The organism is Granulicella tundricola MP5ACTX9, assembly GCF_000178975.2.
Lineage (GTDB): Bacteria > Acidobacteriota > Terriglobia > Terriglobales > Acidobacteriaceae > Edaphobacter > Edaphobacter tundricola.
Genome location: NC_015058.1, coordinates 51,502 through 74,557 on the forward strand (window position 1 = coordinate 51,502; position 23,056 = coordinate 74,557).

Annotated in this window: 20 protein-coding genes; 9 read left to right on the forward strand and 11 right to left on the reverse strand. The window is 55.5% G+C overall.

All coding sequences use genetic code 11. The features are described from left to right. The first annotated feature begins 280 nt into the window (after positions 1-280). Both ACIX9_RS21670 and ACIX9_RS21680 read left to right on the forward strand, forming a co-directional pair. A complete protein-coding gene (locus ACIX9_RS21670; protein WP_013573027.1) occupies positions 281-517 on the forward strand; it encodes a hypothetical protein in 237 nt (78 codons plus the stop codon). A gap of 906 nt (positions 518-1,423) precedes the next feature. After that, complete coding sequence (locus ACIX9_RS21680) at positions 1,424-1,711, forward strand: KH domain-containing protein (protein WP_013573029.1); 288 nt, start codon at positions 1,424-1,426, stop codon at positions 1,709-1,711. A gap of 145 nt (positions 1,712-1,856) precedes the next feature. On the opposite strand, the gene ACIX9_RS21685 is transcribed toward ACIX9_RS21680, so the two are convergent. The 3 genes from ACIX9_RS21685 to ACIX9_RS21700 form a co-directional block, all read right to left on the reverse strand. Then, positions 1,857-2,234: a response regulator transcription factor gene (locus ACIX9_RS21685; protein WP_232298978.1), complete on the reverse strand. Its 378-nt coding sequence runs from the start codon at positions 2,232-2,234 to the stop codon at positions 1,857-1,859. 86 nt (positions 2,235-2,320) lie between these two features. Next, positions 2,321-3,049 (reverse strand): sensor histidine kinase, encoded by a 729-nt coding sequence (locus ACIX9_RS21690; RefSeq protein ID WP_013573031.1) that lies wholly within the window; start codon positions 3,047-3,049, stop codon positions 2,321-2,323. 1,233 nt (positions 3,050-4,282) lie between these two features. After that, positions 4,283-4,534, reverse strand: coding sequence for a cold shock domain-containing protein (locus tag ACIX9_RS21700; RefSeq protein ID WP_013573034.1), 252 nt, complete (start codon positions 4,532-4,534; stop codon positions 4,283-4,285). 231 nt (positions 4,535-4,765) lie between these two features. Here ACIX9_RS21700 and ACIX9_RS21705 point away from each other — a divergent pair, with 231 nt between their 5' ends. From ACIX9_RS21705 to ACIX9_RS21715, 3 genes are all read left to right on the forward strand, one after another. Further along, positions 4,766-5,530: a Crp/Fnr family transcriptional regulator gene (locus ACIX9_RS21705; protein ID WP_013573035.1), complete on the forward strand. Its 765-nt coding sequence runs from the start codon at positions 4,766-4,768 to the stop codon at positions 5,528-5,530. Positions 5,531-5,710: 180 nt separating this feature from the next. Continuing rightward, the gene (locus ACIX9_RS21710; protein ID WP_332308647.1) at positions 5,711-6,109 is read left to right on the forward strand and encodes a response regulator; all 399 of its coding nucleotides are present in this window, start codon (positions 5,711-5,713) and stop codon (positions 6,107-6,109) included. 134 nt (positions 6,110-6,243) lie between these two features. Next, the gene (locus ACIX9_RS21715) at positions 6,244-6,435 is read left to right on the forward strand and encodes a hypothetical protein (RefSeq protein WP_013573037.1); all 192 of its coding nucleotides are present in this window, start codon (positions 6,244-6,246) and stop codon (positions 6,433-6,435) included. Between the two features lie 10 nt (positions 6,436-6,445). Here the strand turns inward: ACIX9_RS21715 and ACIX9_RS21720 are convergent, their stop codons facing one another. Together ACIX9_RS21720 and ACIX9_RS27825 are read right to left on the reverse strand one after the other, a co-directional pair. Further along, the gene (locus ACIX9_RS21720; protein WP_013573038.1) at positions 6,446-6,763 is read right to left on the reverse strand and encodes a hypothetical protein; all 318 of its coding nucleotides are present in this window, start codon (positions 6,761-6,763) and stop codon (positions 6,446-6,448) included. A 221-nt stretch (positions 6,764-6,984) separates the two neighbouring features. Continuing rightward, positions 6,985-7,308 carry a hypothetical protein gene (locus tag ACIX9_RS27825; RefSeq protein ID WP_013573039.1) on the reverse strand — a complete coding sequence of 108 codons (324 nt, stop codon included), beginning with the start codon at positions 7,306-7,308 and terminating at the stop codon, positions 6,985-6,987. 50 nt (positions 7,309-7,358) lie between these two features. Between ACIX9_RS27825 and ACIX9_RS26110 the strand changes: the two genes are divergently transcribed. Next, entirely contained in the window at positions 7,359-7,655 is a 297-nt protein-coding gene (locus tag ACIX9_RS26110) for a hypothetical protein (RefSeq protein ID WP_157478311.1), read from the forward strand. 86 nt (positions 7,656-7,741) lie between these two features. Here the strand turns inward: ACIX9_RS26110 and ACIX9_RS21735 are convergent, their stop codons facing one another. The 3 genes from ACIX9_RS21735 to ACIX9_RS21745 form a co-directional block, all read right to left on the reverse strand. Further along, a complete protein-coding gene (locus tag ACIX9_RS21735) occupies positions 7,742-8,419 on the reverse strand; it encodes a recombinase family protein (RefSeq protein WP_013573042.1) in 678 nt (225 codons plus the stop codon). A 276-nt stretch (positions 8,420-8,695) separates the two neighbouring features. Continuing rightward, complete coding sequence (locus tag ACIX9_RS21740) at positions 8,696-9,850, reverse strand: epoxide hydrolase family protein (protein WP_013573043.1); 1,155 nt, start codon at positions 9,848-9,850, stop codon at positions 8,696-8,698. A gap of 162 nt (positions 9,851-10,012) precedes the next feature. Beyond that, a complete protein-coding gene (locus tag ACIX9_RS21745) occupies positions 10,013-10,591 on the reverse strand; it encodes a recombinase family protein (protein ID WP_013573044.1) in 579 nt (192 codons plus the stop codon). Between the two features lie 222 nt (positions 10,592-10,813). Here ACIX9_RS21745 and ACIX9_RS21750 point away from each other — a divergent pair, with 222 nt between their 5' ends. Both ACIX9_RS21750 and ACIX9_RS21755 read left to right on the forward strand, forming a co-directional pair. Beyond that, the gene (locus ACIX9_RS21750) at positions 10,814-12,226 is read left to right on the forward strand and encodes a Mu transposase C-terminal domain-containing protein (RefSeq protein ID WP_083808540.1); all 1,413 of its coding nucleotides are present in this window, start codon (positions 10,814-10,816) and stop codon (positions 12,224-12,226) included. Beyond that, on the forward strand, positions 12,223-13,041 hold the full coding sequence (locus ACIX9_RS21755) for an AAA family ATPase (RefSeq protein ID WP_013573046.1): 819 nt from the start codon (positions 12,223-12,225) through the stop codon (positions 13,039-13,041). The genes ACIX9_RS21750 and ACIX9_RS21755 overlap by 4 nt, the downstream gene beginning before the upstream one ends. A gap of 422 nt (positions 13,042-13,463) precedes the next feature. Here the strand turns inward: ACIX9_RS21755 and ACIX9_RS21760 are convergent, their stop codons facing one another. From ACIX9_RS21760 to ACIX9_RS21770, 3 genes are all read right to left on the reverse strand, one after another. After that, positions 13,464-14,423: an IS5 family transposase gene (locus tag ACIX9_RS21760; RefSeq protein ID WP_041598203.1), complete on the reverse strand. Its 960-nt coding sequence runs from the start codon at positions 14,421-14,423 to the stop codon at positions 13,464-13,466. Between the two features lie 280 nt (positions 14,424-14,703). Then, positions 14,704-15,063, reverse strand: a complete 360-nt coding sequence (locus ACIX9_RS21765) for a hypothetical protein (RefSeq protein WP_041598165.1) — start codon at positions 15,061-15,063, stop codon at positions 14,704-14,706. Positions 15,064-16,191: 1,128 nt separating this feature from the next. Then, the gene (locus tag ACIX9_RS21770; RefSeq protein WP_013573048.1) at positions 16,192-17,412 is read right to left on the reverse strand and encodes a PAS domain-containing protein; all 1,221 of its coding nucleotides are present in this window, start codon (positions 17,410-17,412) and stop codon (positions 16,192-16,194) included. A gap of 909 nt (positions 17,413-18,321) precedes the next feature. Between ACIX9_RS21770 and ACIX9_RS21775 the strand changes: the two genes are divergently transcribed. After that, positions 18,322-23,019, forward strand: coding sequence for a beta strand repeat-containing protein (locus ACIX9_RS21775; protein WP_013573049.1), 4,698 nt, complete (start codon positions 18,322-18,324; stop codon positions 23,017-23,019). Positions 23,020-23,056 lie beyond the last annotated feature (37 nt).

Here is a 23,056-nt window from a genome sequence, read left to right on the forward strand (position 1 = left end):
CGTCTGAGGCCGTCGAGCTGGGTAGATTCCTTTGAACCAGCTTGCGGATGACCAGCCATCCACCGGAATACTAGCTGAATCGACTGTGTCGAAAGAGTGATGATCGCTTGTCATGAGAACGCACCCCAGACCCTCAGCATGCTTGAGCTGATCTTGAAAAAGCTGTGCTGTTCGCAACACATTTGTTGTCTGCCGTACATTTAGGCAGAAAGATGAGCCAGACTGCTCAGTAAACGATTTGTCGATGAGTGATCCTTAATGCGAGACGAATCGAGGATCAATGGCAGAGCCGGTTGTTCTTGTCGTTATCTGTGAGACCTCGGAAGAAGCAGAGAGGACGATGGCTGCATTGCATGACGTTGCGATCCACGCGATGACTGTTTCGTTTGTGTCCGAAGACAGTCTGAACCGGTCCGTTCGCGACCACATTTTCGAAGCTCACCATCCCCTCTTTGAGGGCAGAACTAGTGTTGCGCGAACGAACGGTGATCCCGGTCAGCAAATCGAAAACTTCTAATTGTTAACCTGTCACCGGAGAAGAAGTGAACGTCATCGACGAAATTACATTGACATGCGCGAGCTGTGGGAAGACCGAATCAATGCTGGATCAGCCCGCAGTGAAGCGGGACTGTGTTTGTAAAGGCTGCGGTGCGCCGCTTATTGATCAAAGAGCCCCGGGCAACACGACTACAGCGTAGAACTTCAACGCCAATCTATATGCATTTGCTTCACCCTTACCGGAACTCAGTCTGGAAGGCCAACGACCACAACTGGCGGGTATGCGTGGACTCACTCAATAAATGCCTGAATTGCATAGCGCAGCCGAGACTCTACTCATCCGAGCAGACGATCGCGCTCGTCTTTGGGTTGGTCTGCTTGGGCGTGGATGCTTGGGCTGTTTATTGCACCGTGCAGTATTTCAACAGAGGGCGTGTCGAGCTCGGGCCGGGTGATCACACGTTTGGCTTGGCATCTCTGTTCCTGGAGCCCATGCTGGCTATATCCATTCTCTTTCTACTGGGTTTCGCATTCTCATCCAGAGCGCACGGTAAAGAACATGGGTAGCTGAACCGCGCGGTGATGGTTATCGTCGTCTACTTCTTAGGGTGCGCTGAGGTCATCGACGCCTCGAAGGTAAAACAAGGAGATCCAATGTCACAACTTCACGGTACAAGATCCATTGACGAACATCACCCAGGAGGACCCGGAGGTGAACAACTACAGTCTGCTGATGTCCCTTCTCCTGAGAAGTCCAACGTGGACTCCAAGAACCAGTCTGACAAGAGCCCGGTGGACCGCGTGATCGTTCATAGTATCTCAGGTCCTCTAGCAGATGCGGTACCACTTGGGGCGACAGCTGAACGTCAGCCTGAAGGGCCACCTGTGCAGCTCGTTGCCTCGCACGGTCATTAGGAGTTCGCATATGTCTTACCCCGCCTCAACTCAGCAAGACGCAGACACCACTTCCCTTTTTAGAAACCTAATTCTTGAAATTGCTCAATCGCTGGTCGACGACTCGGAACAAGTCAAAGTTGACATAATCAAAGGAGAGCTTGCAACCGTGCTGAGGCTGACTGTCGCGTCAACCGATCTAGGAAAAGTGATCGGGAAGCAAGGGCGAACTGCTCGGTCGATTAGGACTGTCCTAGGGGCGGCAAGCATGAAAGTTCAGCAGCGCTTTGAGCTCGATATCGCATCGCAATCTGAGTAAAACAAGCAGATGACAGCTGTAGCAATCCATTAATAGTTTAACGGTCAAATCTGAGTTCGAGTACGCGCCCACCATCTGGTTCCGCAACAGAAGGAATCGGAGGGCCGCAGCCTATCTTGTCGAAGGCCTCTCTTGCCTGAGCTAGTTAGGCTTTACTCTCAAGTGCTGCATCACGCTGTTCTATTTCAGCGGCTTGCCGCGGTTCAAGACTTCTGAGAAGCTTCAGGACCTGAGTCGGATCGAAAGAATCAACATAGTGATCCGCATCCTGCGTTTGTTGAACCCCTGGTCTGCCCACCAGGACCAGAGGAACGGCGGGTTGCATCTTCTTAAGGGTCTTGCACAGTTCGCTTAGCGGAATGTCGGACACGCCAGCATCGAGGACAATGCCATTCACGGCGGGGAACCGTTCGAGAGTAGCAATGGCTTCAGACCCTGAATACGCCGTGATGACATTGAATTTTGCCGTTTCAATGACGAGCTTACGGGTGGAAATACTTCCGGCGAACTCTTTATCAATCACCAAAAAACACGGTCTGATCATGTTCTTACGATACTCGAAGGTCGGGGGCGGGTTGACAGCCCGTGGATACTTCGTCATTTATATTGTCAGATCGGAAGAGAGATCTGGAAGACGGTCCCACTCTTCCCTGCACTGGTCCGGCTCCGCATCCGAATGGTGCCACCGTGACGAGCAACGATTTTTCTGGTGAGGGCCAACCCTAATCCTGTCCCGAGGTCTTTCTTGGTCGTGAAATAAGGCTCAAAAACCTTGTCTCTAAGAACGTCAGTGATACCGCAGCCGTTATCTGCGACCAGTAGCCGAGCCTTTCCGAACCGCTTCGATAGACGTAATGTCACGATGCCGTCCGGCGATAGAGCATCGAGAGCGTTGACTAAAAGGTTCGAGATGACTTGAAGCAGTTCGCCAGCATGAGCTGTTGCGGAGAGTTCTGGAGGCAGATTGCGCACCAGATGAATCTTCCGATTGTCCATCTTGCGTTGGTGAATGCGGATTGCGGCTTCCGCGACCAGTACGAGGTCAATCGTTCGCGAGGTTGTTGACACCCTTGCAAAGCTCAGGGTTTGTGAGGCAATCCGGTTCAGCGTTCGCATCTGCTCTTCGGCCATATCCGCCCAGGCACGTACCTTGGCTGGATCATCGGCATCCTCACGGGTCAGATAGTTGAAGTGACCAAGTGCTTCCAGCGGGTTTCTGATCTCGTGCATCAACTCGAGCGCCAGGTGGCCGGGCATTGAACGTTCTTCTGACAGACGAAGTGCTTCGGTCGCGACCTCAAGCTTCGCTTGCAACTCTGCGATCACCGGGTCATCCATATTCGTTCTCCAGATGCACTACTGGAGAGAAACGCTTTCTAAGCGTCAAGTCATGCTGCTCCCCTGCCGATGCTTCCCTGCGCAGATGAGATGCAAGTTATCTGTGCAATGTCAGCTACAACACGAAGATCACTTAAGTGCTTTTGATTGGGGCAAGCGTTCGGGGGGCTCTCTCGACCAATTCATTGATCGTGTCGATCATGGCTTGAGGACCGCTTGCAGCACTTACCCGTGCATAGTGACTGGACGAAGCCGAATCATGATGTGTGTCCAGAATGAGAGCCCAGACGTAAGTTCCCACCCGTCGAATGAGCTCAATCGCTCTCTCCCGCTGTTCGAGCGAAAGCGTGTGACAAAGAACGACCAAGGCAAAATTCTTCCCTCGGATCAGTTCCTCTACCTCGCCTAGTGAAGGTGCCAGCGAGGCATTGAACCCAGCCCTTTGAAGGACCCAGGTGCGGCTCTCCAGCAACCCTCGGTCTTCCCCATACACAATGATTTGAGCTGCTTGAGACACGCGCTGCCTTTCAGGGGAATGAGCATCTTTCCCTTAGGAATTTTACAAGCCAAGAATGCCCTCTACGCTTACAACTTCAGGGGGAAAGGGATTCTAAGGGCTTTGATGGCTTCGCCAGCTCACCTCATCCTCGGAAGAGAGCAGGAGATAAGTCAGCCCACTCCTTCGCTGTGACAAGAATGGAGGCCCCATTTGAAAAGAACACGGTCCAGCGGCTCCGGTCTGCTTCTTTTACGTCAACGATCTTGAGAGCTACATCGCTGTCCATGATGTCTCCAGGCTGAAGATCTGCCCGCAAAATGGCTCATGAGCTAGCAGAGCGGAAAGCGCTCTGTGGATTCAATGCCGCTTCCCACCTCTGCCAAAACCGTTCAGTTTCAATGTGGACATCCTTCTCAACGCAGGCCTGTAGTTTGTCCGGAAGAGGTTCCTTTGCTTCGCCTCGCAGGAAACGAAAATTTGCAAACATGATCTTCTTCCTCACGGATCAAAGCCTCCGTCGTGTGCCGACTTGCGATTGTGGCAAGGCAAGCAAGACAAATCGAATCGAGAGATCCGTCCTGTTTTTGCCGATGCAGGTACAACGATGCTTCTTGTTTCATACGACACCCCTTTTCTGCATTCGAGTGACGTTGGAAGATCTGGCTTGCTGCCTCGCCCTTTGCGCCTAGCCGCTGAATGATGCTCCCCTGGAGGATGCCTAAACTAACTCGGTACTAAGCCGCTACGACCAAGCTCAACCCTTGTTGTGTCGGCGACGAGCCTATCCTGGTCACCTTGTCTGCTTGGGGGCCTTTGTTGCCTTGAATGATGTCGAATTCGACTGGATCACCCTCCTTAAGGGTTTTGTAACCGTCGAGTTGAATTGAGCTGTAGTGCACAAACACATCGGGGCCGCCCTCCCGACCGAGGAAACCATAGCCTTTTGCATTGTTGAACCACTTCACTTCGCCCACGTACTGTGCCATGGAGATGTCCAACTTTCACTAGATTTGAGAAGGGTGCGACCGCTCGACGCTATGCGCGTATTTCGTTTCGCTCACTTTGTATATGCTTCCTCTTCGTAATGTTGTGCCGGTTGGGTAACATAGCGCGTAGTATTGCAGCAGCATCAAGCCAAATATCGAAGCGCACTTGCCGTCACTTCGCCTTTGGTGTTCAGAGAGTGGCCACCCCGGCCACTCGGAACGCGAGGGAAGATGGCACAGGCTCCATTCAAGAACGGGTTGCTACACCGGTTCAGCTCAGACATCATTGGAAGACTTGACCTGCAGGCCGTCGATCTGCCGGTAAACTGCGAGATCGAATTTCCAGGCAATCCGATCGAACATCTGTTTTTTCTTGAAGACGGCTGCGCCTCCATGACAACGACCTTTAAGGATGGCGCTCAAGCGGAAGTTGCGCTGGCCGGAACAGAGGCCGTTCTAGGCGCGTCCGCTCTCATGGGGACTAAGCGGAGCCTCAATCGTGTCTATATGCAGATCGCGGGACATGGATACAAAATGCGGACCGCCGTCGCAGCGATGGAGTTCAAGCGCGGCGGCATGTTCCAGGACCTCACTTTGCGCTACCTCCAGGCGCAGTTCATCCAGTCTGCACAAACGGCCGGTTGCAATGCCCACCATTCGGTAGAGCAGCGTCTTGCACGCTGGCTGCTCCTCTGCGCGGATCGGAACGAGGGCCGCACTATTCCTCTTTCGCAGGAGTTTATGGCCGATATGATCGGCGCGAGAAGAACCACCGTCACAATCGTTGCCGGGCATCTGCAGGCTCAAAAGCTGATCCAGTACACCCGTGGCAAGATCCAGCTTCTCGACATCAAGGGTTTAGAAGCCGTGGCGTGTGAGTGCTACGGAGTCGTTCGCGATCACCTGGCTAACCTTACGGAATATGACGCAGGCTTGGGGGATGTAGCGGTCAGACCAGAATCTGGTTCATTGCGGCTCATTCACCTTCCCAGCTAATGTCACCCGTCAGACGGTGAATCCAGGCATACTCATTTAGGCTGGAGAGCGTCCAGACGCTCTTACGCTTCGCCGGGTTGTCCCTGTCATCAGATGAAGCAGGTTCTTTAGCTTGCTTTGCAGCCCTACGTTCGCTGGGCAGTTAACGGAACGAACTTGAGGGTTCAAAAAATGGAAAATATGAAGCTTAAGCACATCTTTGTAGTCGACGATGAGCGGATCATCGCGGAGACCTTGACCGCCATTCTGCAAAAGAGCGGCTTCTCTGCGCGTGCCTTCTATAATCCTCTGGACGCGCTTGCCGCTGCCGCATCTGCGGCTCCAGATCTCCTCATCTCCGACGTAGTGATGCCTCAACTTTCTGGCGTTGAGCTAGCCATCCAGCTCACAAAACTGTGTCCCGATTGCAAGGTACTGCTCTTCTCGGGGCAGGCCCAAACCGCAGACTTGCTCCTCGACGCTAGGCAACTGGGCCATGACTTTAGCTTGCTCTCGAAGCCAATCCATCCAAGTGATCTTTTGAAACAGATCAGATCTCAGGAAGCGCTCTCGCCAAAGAACCTGGCCGTCCAGACCTAGCAGACGTTGGTCGCGATGCTGATCTAATCCTCTCTTGCTAAGATCGGCTCTGCCGCGCTGCGGACAGACAATTAGGAAGCAAATCGCTAATCTAGTCAGCTCAGGCACGCAGATTCACCAATCAAGGAACAGGAATGGCTGTTGACCATAAGGACATAGAAATTCTTTCCGCCGAACCGGCGGGTAAGGGCATCATCATCCATTTCTCGGATGGAACGATCACACTGTTCCAAACGCATTTTCTCTACGAGGTCCGTGGAGATGACGGCAACATCGCCCTTGCAGACATGAGTGAAGATGACCTCATGAAGGGTTTTGACGGCTAAGGAATAACCCCTAATTGTAGAAGCTGGCAGCGTTGCGTTCTGCCTTGCTATAAGGGGACAGCTCTTCAATCTGGAGAATCTCGTTATAGCCTGTGGACCCGTCATCGTAGACAAACGACAGACCAAGGGAATCGAACTTTAAGAAGAACTCCTCCCAGGGGATTAGCCGCATATCGCTATGATCTTTAGCCTGCTCCGCGAGCATAAACCTAATCAGCGCAGGTTCTGAATCGACATCATGGGGTAAGACCTCTGTTGGAATGGCATTGTGGGTCTCAGCCCAGCGGCGGATTTCAGAGTGATCGGTTGTTGGTCCAATGATCGGCATCTGCCCTCCATGCCGTTGATGTCTTTTCGTCCGTTTCGAGTATGCAGAGCGGGTCGGGCTGTGCGCTGCCTGGACTGCTAGGAAGACTGGACTGCCCCCAGGTCGGGCGTCTTAGTCTGACCTGCTTTTGATAGACGATATAGACAAATCGAAAGGTTGCCAGCAACTACGCTCTTGCAATTGAGCAAACCAGATACCGCTGACTCGACGGGCTTATGCTGCTAAGCGGATAAGCCGATAAACCAGTCAGCGTAGGGCGTATTGATCACAATGTGTCGATTCAAATCTGGGGCGCCATCATTCCACCAGACGGGCCCCCGCTCACCCAACTGATGCTTGACTAGATCGACTCTCTGACGCGCTTGTTGCCGACCGGCCGTGTCACCTTTGCGCATCGCTTCTCCCTTGAATCTCCTCGCCTGCATCAGCTCTTTGACCAGGACCGCTTTCGTTGCGGCAGGCAACGACGGGTTCGTACAGCGCCAAAGACGCCCCTTGACGACAAAATACCGACCGTCTGGAGTGGTAGGGTAGGCTGCTTTCACTCCTCTGAGATCTCGGATTTGAACAGGGGGACGAGCGCGGCAGGTGGACCTTGAACCTTGAAATTAAGGTTTGTCTGCTCATGTCCTTTCGGGTGCTGTTCTCGCCACAGCTTCAACAGGAGTGGGGGCATGGCCGACATGACAGCCCTCGTGCGATGGACTTTCGCATGACAGCCTGGGCAAAGCGAAATCATCAGGTTGAGAACAGATCTCCCGGGAACCCGATGGTGGACGATGATGGAGCGTTTGTCCCGGCCCGAAGCGTCACACACTCGGCAACGCTTTCCATCGCGCTCCAGAACAGCCTCACGCAGACCGCCGAAGTGTTCATCATCGTGCCGCTTTAGCGTGTAGCAGGTTGAGCAAAGCCCCATGGCGAGGATCTTCCGATTCCCGCACCGGCAATGCATCAAGCGTTGTGCTGGACTCTTCATTACCGCGCACCCGACGAAGTCCGGACCCTTTTTGCCGTTCCTGGCTTCTTGGCAAGGGCTGCGACTTCCATCGCGGCCCAGCCAACATATCGATAGATCGTTGCGCGATTGACGCCGAACTCACGCGCGAGACTAGCCTTTTCTTCCCCTTCGGCCAGACGGCGGCTCAGCTCTGCCGCTCGCTCGGGGGAGAACTTTCGTTTGCGACCCTTGTACGCCCCGGCCCGCTTTGCGAGGTCAATTCCCTCTCTCTGCCGCTCGCGAATCAAGTCGCGTTCGAACTGAGCCACTGCGCCCATGACACTAAGCATCAGGTTTGCCATTGGTGCATCCTCGCCAGTAAACGTCAGACCTTCCTTCAGGAAGTGAACCGAAATTCCGCGCTCTGTCATCAGATCGACCAACTTTCGCAAGTCTCCCAGGTTGCGGCCGAGGCGATCCATGGAATGACAGAACACTGAGTCCCCTTCCCTCACGAAGTCCAGCATAGCGGTGAGCTGTGGACGTTTCACATCCTTACCAGAGGCTTTGTCCAGGAACGTCTTGTCCAGCTCGATGCCTTCCAGCTGCCGATGCTCGTTCTGATCGAGCGTGCTCACGCGAACATATCCGACCCTTTGCCCCTTCGGGTGCCGAGAGGTTTTAGGTGTCGCTTTAGACTTTATTACTTTAGGCATTGGCTGTATCTTAAAGCAGAATACGTGTGACCTTCAGCGATATGTGGCGGGTTTTCTTCAGCGCTATTTGCCGCCCAACCGATGTCTTGGGAATCGACGATGTGTACACGGGTTTGGAGTCGAAGTTTTCGAAGCTCGCCTCAACGAGTGACTCGGCCTGTACTCGCCAACCAAAATTGGGACATTGGCTAAGATTAGATACACGACGAGTTTCTCCTCATTGAAGGCATGCTGTAGTTAGGGCAAGAATTCACCCTCTCAGATTCACTTGGGTTCTCAGGTGCGCACAGTACCGAAGAATGCCTGAAGGTCAGAGGCAAGTAGCTCCGGTTCCTCAGCTGCCGCGAAGTGGCCGCCCTTTGGCATGGGTGTCCATCGAGTGACGTTATAACCACGTTCTACCCAACTCCGAGGAGGCATCATGATTTCCTTCGGAAAACATGCGATTGCACACGGCGTCGGAACATAGTCGGTCGATGAAAAATGAAGAGGACTTCGGCGTCCCTCGCGATACATATGGAACGAGGAAGATATCGTCTGCGTCATCCAGTACAGTGTGACATTGGCCAGAAGAGCATCCCTCGAAAAGCTGCTGTAAAGATCGCCTCCGCAATCGGACCACTCCCGAAATTTCTCAAGCATCCAGGCCGCCAGACCCGCGGGAGAATCATTCAATGCATAGGCAGGAGTCTGCGGCCTTGTACCCTGCATGTGTGCGTACGCACCGTTCTCGTCATACCATTGGGCGGCCTCGGCCTGGAACTGTCGTTCTGCGGGGGTGATCTCGGTTCCAGGGGCCAGATAAGGTTTGTAGGAGCCCGGAATGTAGTTAAGGTGGACTCCGATCAGATGCTCACTGTGGCGCAAGCCCAAAGCGGTACTGACGCCAGCACCGATGTCCCCGCCCTGCGCGGCGAAGCGGTCATAGCCGAGCGCCCGCATCAGCTCAACCCAAATCTCGGCGACGCGGAATGAGTTCACACCTTCGCTCTGAGGCCGATCGGAGAAGCCGAAGCCAGGCAACGAGGGGATGACTACATCGAACGAGATGTCGGCGGCTAAGCCATGTGCCACCGGATTCGTGAGGAGAGGAACTATCTCCAGCATTTCGAGAAACGACCCTGGCCAGCCGTGGGTCAAAATCAAGGGAATCGCAGCAGGTCCTCTCCCTTTGACGTGCAGGAAATGGATCTTTCCTTGATCTGATTTGAAGCGAAAATGGGGAAATTGGGAAAGCCGATCAATCTGCTTTTGCCAATCAAAGTCTTCGCTCCAATACCGGCAGAGATCTTTGAGAGATTGAAGCTCGAACCCACTGCCCCAATCGGACCCCGGAATCTCGTCGGGCCAGCGCGTTTGTTTGATGCGGGAACGCAAGTCTTCCCAGTGATCGGAAGAAAACGTGGGGGAAAATGGTTCAATCGGAGTCATGCTCTCCTTCTAAACTCGCCAAATACTCTACATCCACCTCTAAGATTAGAGGAAGGCTCGGCAATCACCATCACGCGAGAGACTCTGGATCGGCGCAAATCGCCGAGTCGCTCAGCGACCATAAGGCTGAAATGGCTGCTTCTATCAATATCGAGAGCGAAATTAAGCTTGAGCAGAACGTAGAAGCGTCCGGTAGACCGTCGGTCTAGAGATAGAAAACAGCTCCGCCAGGTCGCTGATCGTGTACTGGCCAGTTCCATGCATGCGCCCCAGCTCCTTCTGCTGTTTGTCTGACAGCTTGGGCTGTTTGCCCCGGAGTTTGCCTTTTGCGCGAGCGATCTTCATACCTTCCCGGGTGCGCAGCCGAATCAGGTCGGACTCAAACTCCGCGAAGGTGGCCAAGATGTTGAAGAACATCTTGCCCATGGGATCGGTTGGGTCATAGCGGCTTTGGCCCAGCGCTAACGTCACGCCACGCGCTGCCAGCTCATCTGCGATAGAGCGCGCATCGGGTACCGAGCGGGCGAGCCGGTCCAGCTTCGGCACGACCAGCGTATCGCCCTTTCGAACTGCGGCCAGCGCCTGATTGAGACCTGGCCTCGCCCGGTTCGTTCCAGTTAGACCGTGATCGACGTAAATTCGTTCCGCAGCTACGCCTAAATCAACAAGTGCTTCCCGCTGGGCGGTGAGGTCCTGCTTGTCTGTAGAGCATCGTGCGTAGCCGATGAGAGTCTTTGGCATGATGTGTAACGTTTGTCGGGCCTTGTGTGAGAATATCACCGTACCAGGTATGTGAGACAAGGATTGCCGGGTTTCTGGCTTCTTGTAGTCAGTCCAGAGCTGTCCGTTGAAGGATCGTCTTACGGACACGGCTTAGATCGTAGTCGAGGGGTGTTGGCCATGCACTCAGGAGACAAATCGCCGGCGTTGGCAGAACTCACCGAGGCACAGCGCGAGCAAGCGATGTCTCGCTTTCGGGTGCTTCGTTCTCACACGGAGAGAGGTGTCCCGCTTCCAAGAGCGGCGCAGGCTGCAGGCGTGGGTTTACGGACTATTGAGCGATGGCTTGCTCAATACCGTGCAGATGGCCTGGCTGGACTTGTTAGACAGACCCGCGAAGATCGCGGGCGACGAAAGATTCCGCCAGAAGCAGTGGAACTGATCGAAGGACTCTTCCTGAAGAAGCCACAGCCCTCCGCTGCTGCGGTCCATCGCCGCGTTCTCGCGCTCTGTAAAGAGCGAGAGTGGCCTTCGCCTTCGTACAGCAGCGTATATGCAATCATCTCGCGGCTCGATCCAGCCCTGACCACGCTGGCTCATGAAGGCCCTGCTCGTTTCCGCGACCAGTTCGAGCTGGTGTACCGCCACCGCGCAAGCCACCCAAACGCGATCTGGCAAGCCGATCACACCCAACTCGACGTGCTCATTCGAGACGCGAGCGGCGAGCCAGTCAGACCCTGGCTGACCACTGTGATCGACGATCACTCTCGCGCTCTGGCCGGCTACCTGGTCTTCGCTGGAGCACCTTCGGCTTTCCAGACTTCGCTTGCTCTCCGTCAGGCGATCTGGCGTAAGGCAGACCCTTCATGGGCTATATGCGGTATTCCGGACGTTCTCTATGTCGATCATGGGAGCGACTTCACGAGCAAACATCTTGAGCAGGTGGCCGTCGACCTGCACTTCGAACTCGTCTATTCCACCATTGCCCGTCCTCAAGGGCGCGGCAAGATCGAGCGTCTATTCGGAACTCTCAACACAGAACTCTTGCCTGAGCTGCCCGGCTACCTGAAGCATGGCAAGCCGACTACAGAACCAAAACTATCTTTGTCTGAACTGGACCGAGCTATCGGCAACTTCATGCTCGGCACCTATAACGCCCGAGTTCATCGCGAGATTGGCATTGCACCGCAAACCTCCTGGTCGGGCAACGGCTGGCTTCCGCGTATGCCGGACAGTCTTGAGGATCTGGATCTGCTGCTGATCTCGGTGGCTAAAGCCCGGACTGTTCACCGCGACGGCATTCACTTCCAAGGAATTCGGTACATGGATCCAACCCTCGCGGCGTACGTGAAAGAGGCCGTTACCATTCGATACGATCCACGAGATGTTGCTGAGATTCGTGTCTTTCACCGGAATCGCTTCCTCTGCCGTGCAGTGAGTCCCGAGCATAGCGGCCAGGCAATCACCTTGAAGGACATCCAGACCGCGCGCTCGGCTCACCGCCGCGCGCTTCGTGGACAGATCAGGGAACGCGTCACTCCCGTGGCAGATTTCCTTTCTCCTCACACTGAAACGACGGGTCCGCCCGCCGCAAAGACCTCAATCCCGCAGCCAAAGAAATCCAAACTACATACCTACCGGGAGGATCTTGAATGAGAACAACCAAGGCACCCCGCCGTGCAGAGGCTTTCATCGTCACCAAAGAACACCGCCGGTTCATGGAATTCGCAAACGTCGTTCGCAAGGAGCGCTATATCGGCCTCTGCTACGGCGCGGCAGGTGTGGGCAAAACGCAGTCCGCTAGACGGTACGCTCACTGGCAAAGCGTTGAGCCGCTTCTCACTCGCTGGGGGCCTCGCGACGAAGCAGACAAGAAGATCTATGCGACGCTCGCCCGGTCACGCGTCCTCTTCTTCACACCGGACGTACGAGCCAACTTCGGCGCGCTTCGACATCAGATAGACGATCTGCTCGGCCGCATCAATGTCTGCATCGACCAGCACACGGGCAAAACGGCTCGCACTCTGCCTTGGGACTACGTGGAGCTGGTCGTCCTCGACGAGGCGGAGCGCCTCAATACCGCCGCTCTGGAATATCTGCGTGACCTTTTCGACCGCAACGATATCGGCCTCATCCTGATCGGCATGCCGGGGATCGAGAAGCGCATGTCCCGCTACCCACAGCTTTACAGCCGAGTCGGCTTCGCCCATCACTACCGTCCGCTGCTTGGCGATGAACTGTCGTTCGTGCTCGCACGGCACTGGCAGAAGCTTGGCCTGCAGCTCGACGGGGCGGACTTCACAGACGCTCAGGCCATTGCGAGTATCGCCAGGATTACGGGAGGCAATTTCAGACTTCTACGCCGACTATTCCTGCAGATCGAGCGGGTTCTCCGGGTCAACGACCTGACCGTAATCACCGACGACGTGGTCAACGCCGCCCGCAGTACACTCGTCATTGGCGTCAGCTAGCCCTGAAGAAAGCCCGCCATGTAGCCCTGAAGATCACACTTTAACCCGCGCCATTAGTCGTATCATAAAGGAGAATTAAACCTTTCCGATACGGGATTTCGAAGGGCGCTGTTACGTATCGTTTAGGTATACCTCAGCAGTACATCTCGATCAATCGTCTGCCAAGGGTGCTTAGAATTAAGCTTCCCACAACTTTCCTTCAGCCTACGCCAAAGGAATGAATTCACCTCTCAATGTCAACAAGTATTTGGGTCATACAACGTTCGAGACAAGCTATTGGAGCCTCTGCGCAGGCGGCCGATTTGACGATGTCGGTGTGTGACTTGAGTCGGCGGCCAAGTTTTTCAGCGGGGGGGGCCGTGCTTTGCTTGTTCTGGCTGGGGTTTGTGCGGAGTCGAAGACTCATAGCCCGTCTCCCGGCGCTAGGCGGCGGTTCCCGCCAGGTGCTTGCGGTGGAGGTAGAGGTTGATGAGGGCGAAGTTGGCGCATAGCCGGTGATGGTTCTTGGCGATGCCTCGGTAGCGTACCTTGTCGAAGCCGAAGACGCGCTTCAGGACACGGAAGACATGTTCTACTTTCGCTCTTACTTTTGATTTCGTCGTATTCTTCTTCTTTGCCGCTTCATCGACATAGTTCTTGAACCTGGTTCGCTTGCAGGTCATGTCCTGGGCCTTGGGCGCGGCCTGCCGGATGGCCTTGGTCTGGCCTTGATAGCCGCCGTCGCCCCACACCTTTCGCTCGTCGCCATGCAGCAAATCCGGCAGCATGTGAACGTCTGAAACGTTGGCCGCAGACGTCGCCACCGAATGCACGTGACCTTCTTTTGCATCAACGCCGATGTGCGCCTTCAGTCCGAAGTACCACTGCTTGCCCTTACGAGTCTGACGCATCGCCGGATCACGCTCTTTCTTCTCGTTCTTGGTCGAAGAAGGCGCATGAATAATGGTCGCATCCACGATCGTGCCGGTCTCGATGCGGATGCCCCTGGCCGCCAGATGCAGGTTCACCGCGTCGAGCATGGCACCGCCAAGGTCATGCTTTTCGAGCAGGTGGCGGAAGCGCAGCACTGTCGTTTCATCCGGTGCCGGAGCCACGCCCAGGTCAACACCAGCGAACCGCCGCAGCGTGAAGGACTCGTAAAACGCCTCTTCGACGCCGGGGTCGGACAAGTTGAACCACTGTTGCATAAAGTACGTCCGAAGCATGATCGCAAGCCCGACAGGACGACGGCCGTTGCCGGCCTTCGGGTAGTGCGGTTCGACCAGAGCCTGTAACTCGGGCCACGGAACAACCACTTCCATTTCATCCAAAAACAGCTCCCGCCGAGACTTCCGCCCATACTTCTCAAAGCTCGACTGGGACGCAAACGTCTGCTGCTTCATCGCCATCCACCCCTAACCATCAGATTAATCCATCAGGCCGCGGACGCAGAACTTGTGAAGAGTTTCCCTATATGCCCTAATGAGGGCAGCAAAGATTCCTCACATAAAGATTGGCACGACGATCCGGCTCGATCCTGAACGTGTAGTTTGGGCACAGAAGAAATCCATTTGAAACGCCGGCGTGCTTCGAGGGGGAACAGATGATGTAGTACGGGCAGAGGCAGCGTCGGGGTTCACTGTAGCTGCACCCGACGAAGGATCAGCATAAGAGCTGAAGTAGCTATGCTTTGCAAGCACTCTTCAACTGCAAGTAATTCAGCCGTTGCTCTGAGTTCGCGGGTGGAAGAAGAGCCAATGCCGCATCAGCTTGTTCATCTATTCGCCTACAGGATTGATACTCCTCCTTGTGCCATTCGCGGAGATCAGCGAGTGCCTGCCAGAGTTGCTCGATTACTGCGCGAGTGGCGACAGCTTGAGCCTCCAACCGCTGTACTTCCTGGCTCAATTCTGATTGGCGTCCGACATCGATCAGATTCGCTCTGTCTTTAGCTGCCGGTTCGCTGTTGACCCACTTGTGATCAGAAATGACCGCCGCCTCACTCGTGCCCCTTGCTAACGTTTCCTTCGTGCGCATTGCCATTACCCATATTCACATTAGGGAAGTTGAGCGCCTGCCCTTTTTGGCACATTCAAGAGATCTGGGAAGACAAAGAGCCCTTGATCCATTTTGATCAGAACCTAGCTCCTTTGGGTTACAGACCTCCCTACGCGAGTTTATTAGCCTATACGTACCCCATCCAGAGTCTTTAGGGGTTAGGCGGTTGCAGGTGGACGAAGTAGTGAAGCAATTGGAACAAGATTTTGCTATAGCGCAACATGGCCGGAAGATGGCTACCGAATTAGTCAGTGAACTCTTATCGCGTTCCCGAAGGTTTAGCACACCTCCAAATGAACGTTTGGCTGGTGAGATTGTTGCTAGCCGGTCGCCCGACCTTCCGGTGAGGCTTAGTTCGGATCGAAAAAATAGGCCCTCCAAAGAGGGCTGTGCGTAATTTAGATCATCTTCTTCTGGAGGATGATTCAATGCATAAAATCACAGCTAATTGTTTATAGATCTTTGGCGTTCGGCGATCTCCGCGTGTGAGCTATCGTGGCTGGTGTACCGCGTTTCACCTCGTATCACATTCTTGGTCAGTGTGGCGGCGGCCGTTCTGGGGAAGTCATTGGGAGAGAAGGTAGAACTGCAAAAGCCCTGCGTATGTTCCTAGATGAAGCGAGTACGCAGATTGGAACCACTATGGGGCTTTTATTGAACAACTGATAGATCAGCCGTTCGCTGAGCTTTTTGCATACTACCGCACAGGTACAACAGAGCAGGTCGTCCCATAGGCGGGGCGTAGGGTACCGCCCACAGTCAGGAGCGTTCCAGCCCAAAGCTCCAATAAGACGTTTCTGTTTCACAATCGAGTGATGACCCTGCGAAAGGGCAGGACGTCAATGAGGACGTCTGGAGTAGCATATGCCCGCTTTCAGCCCTCTGTTTAAGGGAACTAAGTTAGAGAACAAAATGTCCCCACGTATTGGCTGCGAGGATCTATCGTGACGAGTTCTGTCAGTGTAAACAAGAGCACAACTCATCCCCCGGAGCGAGCTACGACGTCGGTCTCTCGACTCCACCTAGACCGCGCTTATTTGGTGATGCACTTGAGCACAATGGTCCTTGGTTTCACCGGGCGATAGGCCACACCTAAGGGGTGGGGCTTTGCGTTTACGCTTGGTTTGAGTCGGAGGCCGCACGTGACTCGATATCAATGGAATAACGATGTTCCCCGATGCCGTTCACCGCTTGGAGAATTGTGCGGAATGCCCGGATAGTCCGTCCTTGCTTGCCGATGGCTTTTCCAAGATCGGTAGCCGCCACGCGGAGGCTGATCTGAGTGCCATTGACATCAGGAACCACCACCAACCTAATTTGGTCGGGGCTATCCACCAAGAAGGGAAGTGTCCCCCTTAAAAGGGACTGCATGTGTAGCGGGAGTTTCTCCCATGCCTCAATAGGAAGCAATGTGCCCTGCGCGGCTTGCGGTTTGCTCTCGGAGCGTCTCAGGTCGGTTACGTCAGATTTCAAGCCGGTGACGCGGTAGGCGTGGCCGTTCTTATCGTAGACGCAACGCCCCATCGACCTCACCCACCGATAGCTTCCATCCCCACGGTTCACACGAACGTCCACGCTGTACTCTTTGCCTGTTGTGATGCAGCCAATGATTGCGTCCGAGAGTGGCGCTATGTCGTCCAGGTGCAACATCCGCTCAAAGAGCTTATTTGAGACTCCGGTCCCTGCCTCGTTAGGGTCGATGCTATAGAGTTTCGCGGTGGTTTCATCCGCGTAAACGATGCCGGTATGGATGTGCCAGTCCCACACCCCCAGGCATCCCGCAGTGAGGGCCATACGGAGGCGCTCGTTCGCTTCGGCGAGGTTCCGCATCGCCACAACTTGCCCGGTCATGTCGTCAAGGGTCCGGTAGATTCCGACGACAGACCCCTCGTCATAGATAGGACTCAGGCTGTAAGTGAAATGAATTTCGTCTGAGGGATTTGCCCTCTTGAAAGTGAAAGGGACACCCTCCCCGGTGAATGACTCTCCGTTGGTAAGCACAGCGCGGAACTGTTGCTCCACATTGGGCCAATGCTCCATCCAAAGCTTTTCTGCCGAGAGACCCAGGAAATCATTGAGGTAATCACCCATCATGCGGACGCTAGCGTCGTTGCAGATGAAGATCAGTTCGGGACCCCAATAGAGAGCAGCGGCGACCGAGGAGTTGAGCGCAAGATTGACGGACGAAACTAAGGCATGGGGCCAACCTTCGATAGGGCCGAGCAGGGTGTCCCGCCAAATGTAATTTCGTACGCGCCCGGCCATTTCGCTGGCTCCGACGATACGCGCACAGGCGCTCAACCCCGAAGCGGAAACATTTTCTGATTTTTTCATGGTATATGGTCCCTCAGGCATTCGACCGCTGGCAATAACATACAGCACACCCGGAGAAAATCAGATATCAGATACTGCAAATGGCCTAGTCGTAAGAACTGGCAGGACAAAGTGCCGCACTTTCTACCCGCCAAACACTTCTCAGCGGTGGATTCAAACCAACCTCTAGCTTGCCGATGCTTCTTTGACAAGGAAGGCTGGCCCCTAACCCCATGGTAGGAGCCTGCGTCACCCGCCCCCGTCGCAACGGGCTCAGCACTTCCCTCTTCTCCGAGATACGGTTTGACGGGCCTTGCTATCAAGTTATCCGATCGGGCGGCTACGTGGAGCAAGTTTCCCTGACGAGCTTCATGAGTTTTTGAAATGGTCAGCCCCACCTTAATATGCCGGCGAGCGATCGAGATCGAGCGGTTAGATAGTATCGGACGCGATTTACGGTGGCTTTATTATTCGATCTTAAGTTTCCCCAATATCGCCGCTGCATCGCTCGGTTCGCTCTCGCGGCACATCCACTTTAGATCCGTCATGATTAGCCTCTGGGCCCGCTAGAAAAATCTTGGCAAGGCAGTGGCTACTTTCATAAAGTACGTGTGACAACATCTTAGCGAGTATTGCTCCTAAATTCTTGTAAATACAACTAAAGTTACAAGATATCCCCAATATTTCTCTTATGTTTGGAGGTTCATTGTTTCAAAAAGAACAGCCAGACGGACTTAGCGCTAGAAATAATCGGTTTGCTGCATAACGCCCTGAAAACTGTAACTCCATGTGTAATTGGCTCTAAGTAACGATGATGTACTGAAGTTTTGTAAGCGACAGGCACCCGACAGATTACATGCGTCATTGTAGGTTTCAAGTTACCGTGACAATTTGGCAATCAGTGTTGAAGTTATCTTCGAGGAGTAAGTCATGTCGAATATCCCTGCCGTAAAGTCACTCCTAGATCTGTCTTGGTCAACCCGCTCTTTTAAAAGGCTTGTTGCTATCTTTAGGTCGGACAAAGCTTTCGCTTCCTTCACGTTGATAAGCATAGGAATGTTCGTTCTTTCAGGCTGCGGCACGGGAGGATACCCTGGCGGAGGGATCGAAAGTCTCTCAGTTTCCACCTCCACGATCGATGCTGGCCAGAGCATTCCAGTAACCGCTCTCGTCTCGGGAAGCTCAAGTGTTACGTGGAGCCTGTCTGGGCCGGTGTGTGTCGATACAGGCTGTGGGAGCATCTCGAATGTGACCGGGAAGACGACGACGTACACTGCGCCTGCAAGCCTCACTTCCCCGCTCAAAGTCGTGCTAACTGGCTCAGTCGCTGGTACAACGAACCACCAGATCGATACGATCACGGTTAACCCGGATCCGATTATCTCTGGAACTCCGCCGGCTGGAGTCGTCGGTTTGACCTACAGCACGACACTTATCGCAGTCCCGGGGACGGCTCCGATGAAATGGAGCATAGTGAGCGGCTCGGTACCGCCCGGATTGACGTTTGATACCACATCCGGCAAGATCGCGGGTACGCCGACAATACCCGGCACATCAAGCATTACGGTTCAACTGACCGATTCAAGTGATATTCCGTTCAGCGTGACAGCAGTAGAAACCATTACGATCACTGCGGCTCCATTACCTCTGGTGGTCCTTGCGGGCAATCCTCCATTAGGAACCGTTGGGCTTGCTTATGGAACGACGATTCATGCGAGCGGTGGGGTCCTCCCATACTCATGGAGTCTTGCCTCGGGCAGTCTGCCTCCTGGTCTGACACTGTCAGCATCAACGGGCGTCATCTCGGGAATTCCGACATTACCAGGAACCTTTGTCTTTACCGCTCAGGTTCAGGATGCGGTCGGCACCAGGGCGACCGGAGTTTTCACCATCACGATAAGCCCAGCGCCGCTCGGCCTCACCACCGGCACGCTGCCGACCGGCACTGTGGGTGTTCCGTACAACGCCACGGTCGCGGTCTCGGGTGGAACTGGGCCCTACAGCTGCTCGCTAACGGGCCCACTCCAGGCAGGTCTCTCAATCAATGCTTGTAATGTCAGCGGCACGCCCACCGTCTCTGGAACTGTCAGCCTTGTTGTCAAGGCAAGTGACTCCAGCAATCCAACTTTGATCACCACAGGAACGGTTGGTCTCACCATCAATCCGGCTCCACTCGTCATTACCACCAGCACTCTGCCGAACGGCACCGTGGGAATCCCCTACAGTGCCACCATCGGAGTATCTGGCGGAACCGCACCCTACACCTGCTCCCTTACGGGACCGTTGCAGGCTGGTCTCTCGATCACCGCTTGCACGGTTAGCGGAACTCCAACCGCAGCCGGAACTGTCAGCCTCAACGTCAAAGCCTATGATTCCAGCAGCCCGATCCTTACCACTAATGGTCCCGTTGGTCTCACCATCAATCCGGCTCCACTCGTCATCACCACCACCACTCTGCCGAACGGCACCGTAGGCATTCCCTACAACGCCACCATCGCAGTCACCGGTGGAACCGCACCTTATCTTTGCACCCTCACCGGGGCATTGCAGGCTGGCCTTTCCATCACAGGCTGCACGGTCAGTGGAACCCCCACGGTCTCTGGAACTGTAAGCCTGAATGTCAAGGCATCCGACTCCAGCAACCCAACCCTCACCACGACAGGCATAGTCGGACTTACCATCAATCCGGCTCCACTCGTCATCACCACCACCACTCTGCCGAACGGCACCGTAGGCATTCCCTACAACGCCACCATCGCAGTCACCGGTGGAACCGCACCCTACACTTGCACCCTCACCGGGCCACTACAGGCAGGCCTCTCCATCACAGGCTGCACGGTCAGCGGAACCCCCACGGTCTCTGGAACCGTAAGCCTGAATGTCAAGGCATCCGACTCCAGCAACCCGACCCTCACCACGACAGGCATAGTCGGACTCACCATCAATCCGGCTCCACTCGTCATCACCACCAGCACTCTGCCGAACGGCACCGTAGGCATTCCCTACAACGCCACCATCGCAGTCACCGGTGGAACCGCACCCTACACTTGCACCCTCACCGGGCCACTACAGGCAGGCCTCTCCATCACAGGCTGCACGGTCAGCGGAACCCCCACGGTCTCTGGAACCGTAAGCCTGAATGTCAAGGCATCCGACTCCAGCAACCCGACCCTCACCACGACAGGCATAGTCGGACTCACCATCAATCCGGCTCCACTCGTCCTCGTCATAGCCTCACCTCCACCGGCAACGGTCGGCGTCCCCTACACGGGCCCGATCAGCGTCACCGGCGGAACCGGCCCCTACACCTGCGTCCTGACTGGCGGGACACTCCCCGCCGGCCTCACCATCAGCAACTGCACCATTAGCGGAACTCCCACGACTCCTGGAACCACTACCGTTACCATCACCGCGACGGACTCCAGCAGCCCCACCATCACCACCACCGGCCCCGTCACCATCGTCGTCAACCCCGCCACCCCCACCCTCACCATCACGTCCCCTCCGGACGCGACGGTCGGCACCCCATACACGGGCCCCATCGGCGTAACCGGTGGAACCGCACCTTATACCTGCACCCTGGTCTCCGGCACCTTGCCTCCCGGCCTCACCATCAACAACTGCACCATCACTGGCACGCCGACAACCCCAGGCAAGACAATCGTCACCATCACCGCGACTGACTCAGGCAACCCGATCGCGACCACCACCGCCCCCATCACCATCAACGTTCTCCCAGTTCCTCCGCTCACCTTCACCGGTTCGCTCCCCAACGCGACTCTTAACGTCCCTTATACCCAGACCCTCGCCGCAGCAGGCGGCATCGCGCCTTACACCTATACGATAACCGCGGGCACACTCCCCCCCGGCATCACAATGAGTTCCACCGGGGTCGTCAGCGGAACACCAACCGTCGTCGGTGCCAGCAGCTTCACCGTCACGGCCACAGACTCGGAGGGCACGCCACAAACAGCCAGCCTTCCCCTTGTCCTGCTGGTCGTATACCCCACCACACCCAATGATCCTGAGTTGAAGGGACCTTACGCCTTCCTCTTTCAGGGTTATGACGATGAGGTAGCCGGCGCTCTCTCCTATCAGACCGCAACCGTCGGCAGCTTTACCGCAGACGGAACTGGAGTCCTCACCTCCGGAGAGCTGGACTCGAATCATCAGAGTTCCAATCCCACCGGCACAACCATCGCAACCAACGAGCTGCTCGGCACCTACACCATCGGTACTGACAACCGTGGCACGCTCGCCATCACCACACTCAACGCAGATGGCACCGTCGCCGGAACCGCAACCTATGCCATCACGCTCAAGGCGCCAGTCGCTCCGTCCACCATATCGGTGCAGGCTGATTTCATTGAGTCTGACAGCAACCAGTTGCAAGGCACCAAGGGCTCAGGCACCCTGCTCGCGCAGGATGCAACCTCTTACACCGCCGGTCTGACAGGGAGCTATGTCTTCGGCCTGTCGGGTGAGACACCTTGTCTGCCAGCCTGCACGATCGGCATCAGTGCAGGGCCGGTGGCGTCCGTAGGAGTCTTCAGCACAGACGGAGCGGGCAATCTCACCGCTGGTACAAGCGACGAAAACATCGCTTCCACCAAGTACCCCAACCAGGCCCTCACCGGAAGCTACACCGCAGCAGACGGCAACGGACGGCTTCAGCTTACGATGCCGACCGCAGGCGCTCCAGCCGGAGTCTATCCATCCGACTACGCGGTCTACGTCGTCAGCGCCAACCGCGCCTTCATCCTCTCTAACGACAAGCACTCCAGCTACGTCCTGCTCGGCGGATCCGCACAAAAGCAGACCCAGACGAGCTTCACCAACCTCTCCATGACCGGGCCGTACATCGGTTATGAAAATTCCCCCACAAACCCCGGACTCATCGGTGTGACGTTGCAGAACGTCCTCAACCTCTCCTCGGCAACCATCTTCCGCGGCGTCGGCGACGGTGCAGGTAACTGCAACACCACGAGCGTCGATACCGGCGGCCTCACTCAGCTTGCCAACGGACTCACTGGTCTAGGTAGCGGCGTTCCCATCCTGAACGCCCTTCTCGGCAGCTACGCATCCACTGGTAACTCTGCCTGCACCGTCGCCGGCAACGGCAGAGTCGTTCTCAACTACCCCGCACCCAGCGGTCTACTGCCGGGCATTCTCGCCCTGCTCGGCCTGCCGGATGTACCTCCGCCTGCTCGCGTTGCGTATCTTGCCAGCCCCAACCAGGGTTACTTCCTGGAGACCGGCTACGCAGGACTCGGCAACCTGGAAGCCCAGACCGGCGCTCCCTTCACCCTCGCCAATACCTTCACCGGCACCTATGTCTACGGATCCGCTCCCGCGAGCACAGTCGCCAGCATCGATAGCGCTGGCTTCATTCAGTCCAACGGAGACGGTACCGCAACCTCAACCCTCGACCTCAACATTGGAGTCGGAACCATCAACGTACTGCAGCTAGGCGTCACCACTCCTTCAACGTACACCGCACCTGATTCCACAACAGGGCGTTTCACTCTCAATGGAACGACCGTCGTCTACGCCATCAACCACAACAGGTACGTTCTGGTGGATGAGAATCCGTTGACGACCTCCCCTTCGGTAACGGTGCTGTACTAGCCGCCTGGCTCTGCTAACCCCGGGCGGCAACGCCCGG